Origin of the sequence: Photobacterium phosphoreum (genome assembly GCF_002954725.1) — a bacterium.
GTDB classification, from domain to species: Bacteria; Pseudomonadota; Gammaproteobacteria; order Enterobacterales; family Vibrionaceae; genus Photobacterium; species Photobacterium phosphoreum.
Genome location: NZ_MSCQ01000001.1, coordinates 2,682,852 through 2,685,636 on the forward strand (window position 1 = coordinate 2,682,852; position 2,785 = coordinate 2,685,636).

General features: G+C 39.3%; 2 protein-coding genes and 1 pseudogene. All 3 read left to right on the forward strand.

Annotated features, from left to right (window positions below):
• Nucleotides 1-421, forward strand: a 421-nt coding sequence (locus BTO21_RS11905) for an Orn/Lys/Arg family decarboxylase (protein ID WP_477646129.1), incomplete at its 5' end; no start/stop codon positions are given.
• 624 nt (nucleotides 422-1,045) lie between these two features.
• On the forward strand, nucleotides 1,046-2,371 hold the full coding sequence (gene potE / locus BTO21_RS11910) for a putrescine-ornithine antiporter (RefSeq protein WP_065195526.1): 1,326 nt from the start codon (nucleotides 1,046-1,048) through the stop codon (nucleotides 2,369-2,371).
• Nucleotides 2,372-2,553: 182 nt separating this feature from the next.
• Nucleotides 2,554-2,785 (forward strand): annotated as a pseudogene (locus BTO21_RS11915) (arginine decarboxylase); the annotation flags it as partial.

The window sequence follows — 2,785 nt, forward strand, 5'->3', positions numbered from 1 at the left end:
AGCTTCTGCTCCAGAAGTTTACCGCGGTCTTGGTCTTAAAGATCTTGGTAACAAGATGTTTGAATACCTAGTACGTCATAACCCAAGCCAAGTACTGAACCACGCTTACTCAAGCCTTCCAGTAATGGAAGTGAAACCACGTACTGCTTACCAGTTCGTAGTATCTGATGACGTTGAGTTAGTGGCTTCTGATAAACTTGTTGGCCGCGTTGCAGCGAACTCTGTTATCCCTTACCCACCAGGCATCCCAATGCTTATGGGTGGCGAAAACTTCGGTGATGATACAAGTCCTCAAATCCAGTACTTGAAAGCACTAGAAGCATGGGATGCTGAATTCCCTGGTTTCGAACACGAAACTGAAGGCGCAGAAATCGAAGACGGTAAATACCACGTTCTTTGTATCAAAAAAGAAGCACTATAATCGTCTAACGCGATAATGTGACTCTCTTATCAATCCCTCGCTACTATAGCGGGGGATTTTTTTTGCCTGCAAATTACATTACTCTCCAATTCAACGGCCTTACTTAGATTAAATTACTTGAAATACAAATTTAATTTTTAAAATCTGCCAATTAATAATATTTTCCACTTTTTTTAATACGCTATTTTTGAATAATTATGCTTTCACGCTGCGTTTTAATCCATCATAACCAAAACAAAACAACCCCTTGTAAATAAATAACTTTTAATAAGAAAAAACCAAAAAATCACACAGAAAAAACCAATAATAAAACAAAATGAACGAATAATGATATCAACAGGCCTTGTTAAATCAAAAATGAAATCTATTATTCCACTGATAAAGTTTTGTTTTTATCAAAATACCCACCTATATTGGGTCAAGCAAAAGGTTAATTATCTACGCTAAAGATATTCAATCATAAATAGTTATATTGTGATTACGTAGGTAATGAATAGTTAATATTAAACAATTAAACATTCATCACTTAAATAATAAATAACTCACCATGGAACTGATTTATTCAAATACAGACAAATCCTTTTTTAAATAGGTTTATCTCCCTTCTAATCATAGGTGAATATAATGTCATCAGATACTGGCACTAAAAAAATGGGGCTTGTCGGCTTAACTGTACTTGTTGCAGTTAACATGATGGGTTCCGGTATTATTATGTTACCAGCAAGCTTGGCGCAAGTTGGTGCCATTTCAATGTTGTCTTGGGTTGTTACTGCACTAGGCGCAATGTGTATTGCTTACACTTTCGCTAAATGTGGTGCGTTTTGTAAACGCTCTGGCGGTATGTCAGCTTACGCAGAAGAAGCACACGGAAAATCCTCTTTCTTCATCTCCTCTTACACTTATTACGTGTGTTTGGTCATTAGCTGTGTTGCTATTGCCGTTTCTTGTTTAGGTTACATCAAACCGTTTATGCCTTGGCTTGATACGCCGATGCACACTTTTTACGGTGTCGTCGCGATCCTTATCTTCACCATGGTGGCTAACTTTGGTGGCGCAAAAATCACGGGGCAAATCTCCGCATTCACTGTTTGGGGTATTATTATTCCAGTTGCGGGTCTATCTATCATCGGGTGGTGGTGGTTCGATCCGCAAACATTCATGAACGCATGGAACCCACACAACGACACCACTATGCACTCAGTATCTTCTGGTATCGCACTGACTTTATGGGCATTCCTAGGTATTGAGTCTGCAGGTGCTAACTCTGATGCGGTTGAAAACCCAGAGCGTAACGTCCCTCTTGCGGTACTGTTTGGTACCGGTTTCGCAGCCATTGTTTACATTGCTTCAACCGGTGTTATTCAAGGTATTATTCCAAACTCAGAACTTGCAGCATCAACGGCACCGTTTGGTCTCGTGTTCAGCCACATGTTCAATCCAATGGTAGGTAACATTGTTACTCTTGCAGCGGTTATCGCATGTATCGGCTCACTACTTGGCTGGCAGTTCACTAACGCACAAGTTTCTAAAGCAGCAGCAGATGAAGGCTTATTCCCTAAAATCTTTGCTAAAACCAATAAAGCAGGCGTACCCGTTGCCGGTATGTTAATCATGTTAGCAGCTGAAATCTTACTGGCAGTAATGACTATCTCGCCTAACCTAATCAGTCAATTTAACGCGCTATTGAACCTTGCAGTATTTATTAACATGGTACCGTATATCCTATCAATGACAGGGTTAGAAGTGCTGCTTCGCAAGAATGCAGTGTCTAAAAAACAATACCGAATTGGTGCAACTGTGGGTACGTTAGCTGTGCTTTACAGTATTTATGGCGTGTATGCTTGTGGTGAAACCGCAGTATTTGGCGGTACCATCTTGACGCTACTGGGTTATATCTTCTACGGCTTCATTGCTGCCAGAGATACGAAACCAGAAGCTAAAGCAAGTTAATTTATTAATAACCAACTAGAACGAAATGGGAGTAAATAATAAGTACGCTTACTATTAATGTTGATATTAATAAGCGCATTATTTATTCCCTACTTATAAATTCGATCGGTGTTTCATGTCGTCATATTCATACTGGCGACATAAAACATGTCAGCCACTCATCATTTTATTCAGGCGTTATTATGAACAACAACTATATAACCAACAAAATGCGTGCTCTCGTTATTGAACACCAAAATATTACTCCCAACAGCTTTGCAGATCGTGCAACTAAATCATTAATTGCTGAACTACAAAACCGCTCTATCGAAATCATCACTGCTACTTCTTACGAAGATGCGCGTGCGGTTATTCTATCAACACAAATTGATAGCCTAGTATTAGCACTTGAAAAAACTGAAGAGCAAATCGTTA

Bases quoted from the DNA above. Each gene is read 5' to 3' on its own strand.
- potE (WP_065195526.1), top strand. From the start codon at position 1,046: ATGTCATCAGATACTGGCACTAAAAAAATGGGGCTTGTCGGCTTAACT.